The organism is Colwellia sp. BRX8-4, assembly GCF_014077345.1.
Classification (GTDB): Bacteria; Pseudomonadota; Gammaproteobacteria; order Enterobacterales; family Alteromonadaceae; genus Colwellia_A.
This window is the reverse complement of the sequence record NZ_JACGVS010000048.1, coordinates 1-3920: the sequence shown is the minus strand read 5'-3', so window position 1 is coordinate 3920 and position 3920 is coordinate 1. Positions and strand designations below refer to the sequence as shown.

Sequence of the window (3920 nt, the reverse complement as noted above, 5' to 3'; positions counted from 1 at the left end):
GGTCGCGTAATAAGAGCAGACAAACGAGGCGCTATCGATAACAAAACCGCAAATATACTGTCAAGACTTCACATCAGCGATGACAGTTGGCTCAAACTCACCACAAACTTTGAAGGTATATTCACTGGTGCGGTGGGTACCGCAGAGCATTTGTGTGAATTTACTGAGCACGTGGGGTTAAAGCGCGCACACGGGAAAGCAAATGCTCAAGCTTGTTTGAATAGCGCGTAAATTTAACTACATTCAAAAACAGCAAGAAAAATACAGCTACCTTGGGGGAGAAGTAAAGCTTGCCTGAAATTCACTCATTTAGTCAACATCTATAAAAATCGATATACAAAGACTTACAAGATGAAATACATGCATTGTTGTTGGCCAATGGATAGCATTGTTTTAGAGCATTATTACTGCGGAGAATTATCATGGGTGGCATAGCAATAATCATTACTGCGGAGAATTATCATGGGTGGCATAGTAATAATCATTCTAGATAACGCACGGCTAAGACATCACATTTTGCCCCATGTAAAATAGCATTGCAGGTAGATCCTAGTAGTAATTGCAAGCCATGTACACCATGACTTCCGGTGATAATTAAATCAACGTTTTCTTTCTCTGCAAAAGCAAAGACTTCGCCACTAATATGTCCTATTGGTATATGCAAATCTTGCTCTAGAATATTGAACCTTTTAGCCAAAGGCTGAAGTATCTCTTTGGCACGCTCTGCTAGTGCTCTAGTAGTTCCTATACTATCTATGGGGTCCAAACCCTGCATAGTACCGTATACACCAGCATAGTAAGCGTTTGGTATAGGCTCAACTACATGAATAACACTCAGTTTTGTCTGAGTGAGTTCTTGTAGTTGCGTGACTTTATCTTCGATATAACTCTTCGTCTCATTAAGTTCTGCGGCAAATAAAATATGCTTATACATTAATTTCTCCTTTATTTTAAATAATAATATTTTGCTTATAGCTTGCTTGCGTAACATCAACTTGATATTGATGTTTTAATTTTTGCGCAAGTATATCCATGGCTTCTACTTCCCCATGTACGAGAACTACAGGTGGTTTGTTTTCGAAGCCTTGATACCACTCAAGTAAGCCTTGTTGGTCAGCATGTGCAGAGAATCCGCCAACGGTGTGAATATTTGCTTTAACTTGTACCTTTTCTCCCCACAACTTTATGTGTTCACAGCCATCAACAAGCGATCGACCTAATGTTCCTCTAGCTTGAAAGCCAACAATAAGCACATGAGCATTCTCACGCCAAATATTATGTTTGAAATGGTGTTTAATTCGCCCCCCTGTACACATGCCGCTACCCGCTATAATAATGGCGCCTGAAGATATTTGATTTATTTTCATCGAATATTCAGTTGTTTCTGACATATGCAAGTTAGGTAAATTAAATATCCCATCATCTTGTAGTTGGACATCAATTGCTTTCTTATCGTAAACTTCGCGGTGCTTGGCATAAACGTTAGTGGCTTTTATACCCATAGGGCTATCGAGAAAAATTTGCCAGTCACCTAATTGCCATTCCTCAAAATGTTGCTTAAATTCATAAAGTAACTCTTGTGTTCTGCCAACGGTAAAAGCAGGAATTAATATGTTGCCTTTACTACTTTTAGCATTAGCAATAATATTACCCATTTCTTGCCAAGTATCCTGCCAACTAAGATGTAATCTGTCACCATATGTACTTTCCATAATGACCAAGTCAGCATGTTTAATCGTGCACGGATCACGTAAAATAGGGGAGTTTTTATGGCCTAAATCGCCACTAAAGACAATCTTTTTACTGACGCCGTTTTCAGTGAGTGCTAATTCAACAATAGCCGAACCAATAATATGACCCGCATCTCTAAGGGTGAGTTTAACGCCTTGGCATACTTCTAACTCGGCATCATAGGTAAGTCCTTTAAAATACTGACAGGTTGTCTCCGCTTCTGCTCTCGTATAAAGGGGGTCTACTAATGTTAAACCTTTACGCTCACGTTTTTTATTTTCCCAGCGGGCTTCCTTTTCGTGAATATAGCCTGAGTCTAGGAGCATAATTTTACATAAATCTACCGTGGCATTATGAGTATAGATACAACCATGAAAACCTTCTTTTATGAGCATGGGTAATCGACCTGTGTGGTCAAGGTGTGCGTGACTGACGATCACCGCATCTAGCTCACTAACATCAAAAGGGAAGGGGTCGTGATTGTGTTTTTCATGCTCATGAGAGCCCTGAAACATCCCACATTCAATAAGTATATTTTTGTTGTTTACTTGCACCAAATAGCAAGAACCCGTGACTTCACGAGTGGCACCGAAAAATTTAATATTCATTTTAGCTCCCATAAGGATTAGTGTGGGTAATACGGATATCTGGTTTGTTGATAAGGTTTTAATGTGTAATTTGGCTGTAAAAAGGACACCAAATCAATAAGCTCTGTCACGGTCATAACATCGTTAAAGACCTTCATCTTTGATTTTCCTTCAGGTGTTCTTAGCTTAGGCGAATGCGGGTTGGAGAATTTATGAGATGGATTAATTATTGAAGTAACTAATTCAGCGTAAGTTATGATTTTAGTTTTCTCACCCCCAAGGGAAACAGAGATATCTTGTTGTTTTACAATACTGGAGTCCTCAACACCTTTTAGTGTGTGGCACGCTAAACATTGGTACTTTAAGAAAACTGTTTTACCTGTTTCAATATTACCTTTAGGCAGGCTAAATCCTCGTGGGGAATCAACCCCTTTATCACAACTGAATAGCGTTAATGACAAAACGATAAGTAAAGTGAATAGAATGTATTTCATTGTTATTCCTTAATTACTTTTTTAAGTTGAATTAATTAAAGCGCTGATCAAAACCATGAGTAAAGTCACACTAGTATTAGAATTTTTTCTTGCTTATTGATATCTACAAATTGTATAGATAAGCATTTTTCTGGTGATATCAAAGACTCTTCTGGGATAGCAGTACAAGTTAAAAAGCAGATGATTCCAAAAAAATTACACATAGCGCTTTCCACTATTAGGTTGATTTTTAGTCTAGTTGTTCTTACTTGAGGATTCTATTTTTTCTTGGAAGGACGTTGATATAGATCAATGATGTAGACGTTAATGAAAAACTAACAGCTTATGAATAAAGTAGGTAAATAACTTTGTCTATCCGATAACACTGAATAAATCATTCAGTGCGCAGCGCTTTTATGGGGGCTAATTTAGCGGCACTTTTTGCCGGGTGAATGCCAGCTAACAAACCAATAAGTGCAGAAAAGCTTAACGAACCTTTAATACATAAATATTAAGGTCAACTGATAGCGCAGGCTGTGTGAAAACTATTTTGAACTTGCGTAATTTGAAAATATCAACGACAAAAGGCTCTGTAGATTTAAATCTGTAGTAAGTTTGGTGTCAAACTACCTTTGAATTTACATAGCGTTGCATAAAAATTGTAAGCTGAGTGTTTTCACACAGCCTGAGCGAACAGTCTACCTAAAGAAAAACCAAAAGCTAACTTCTGCAATACTTATCAAAGTAAGCTTTAATTATTAGATGATGAACGACCGCTGTGGTGGCTAAGCGGACTACTTATTAAAATTAAGATAGGTCGTCTTTGTAGTAAAAGTGATCTGAAGAGATCAATATCAGACATTATGCGTGTAACACATGAAAGCTCGATTTTAGGTTGTCATTTCGCCATGCTGATACTGAAATGAATTCAGCATGACGGAGTTGGTATCAACATGACGTAGTTGTCATCAACATGACGGAGTGGTATCAGCATGACGGAGTTGTCATCAACATGACGGATTGTTATCTACATGACGGACTGGTATTAGTCAGTCGGAGCTCGTATCAACATGAAGTAGTTGTTATCAACATTACGTACTCGTTATTAACAATACTCAGTATGTAGCAA

3 protein-coding genes and 1 pseudogene are annotated in these 3920 nt (G+C 37.9%); 1 reads left to right on the top strand and 3 read right to left on the bottom strand.

Going from position 1 to position 3920, the window contains the following annotated elements:
• Positions 1-231: pseudogene (locus H4J56_RS19255) on the top strand (transposase); the annotation flags it as partial.
• A gap of 250 nt (positions 232-481) precedes the next feature.
• Here H4J56_RS19255 and H4J56_RS19250 read toward each other — a convergent pair.
• From H4J56_RS19250 to H4J56_RS19240, 3 genes are read right to left on the bottom strand one after another with little or no spacing between them, the layout of a single operon-like run.
• A complete protein-coding gene (locus H4J56_RS19250; RefSeq protein ID WP_182259809.1) occupies positions 482-934 on the bottom strand; it encodes a universal stress protein in 453 nt (150 codons plus the stop codon).
• A gap of 16 nt (positions 935-950) precedes the next feature.
• Entirely contained in the window at positions 951-2339 is a 1389-nt protein-coding gene (locus H4J56_RS19245) for an MBL fold metallo-hydrolase RNA specificity domain-containing protein (RefSeq protein WP_182259808.1), read from the bottom strand.
• 17 nt (positions 2340-2356) lie between these two features.
• The gene (locus H4J56_RS19240) at positions 2357-2812 is read right to left on the bottom strand and encodes a c-type cytochrome (RefSeq protein WP_182215103.1); all 456 of its coding nucleotides are present in this window, start codon (positions 2810-2812) and stop codon (positions 2357-2359) included.
• Positions 2813-3920: the final 1108 nt, after the last annotated feature.

What these genes read in the sequence shown, in the direction of transcription:
- H4J56_RS19250 (WP_182259809.1), bottom strand. Translation starts at nt 934, where the DNA reads ATGTATAAGCATATTTTATTTGCCGCAGAACTTAATGAGACGAAGAGT.
- H4J56_RS19245 (WP_182259808.1), bottom strand. Translation starts at nt 2,339, where the DNA reads ATGAATATTAAATTTTTCGGTGCCACTCGTGAAGTCACGGGTTCTTGC.
- H4J56_RS19240 (WP_182215103.1), bottom strand. Translation starts at nt 2,812, where the DNA reads ATGAAATACATTCTATTCACTTTACTTATCGTTTTGTCATTAACGCTA.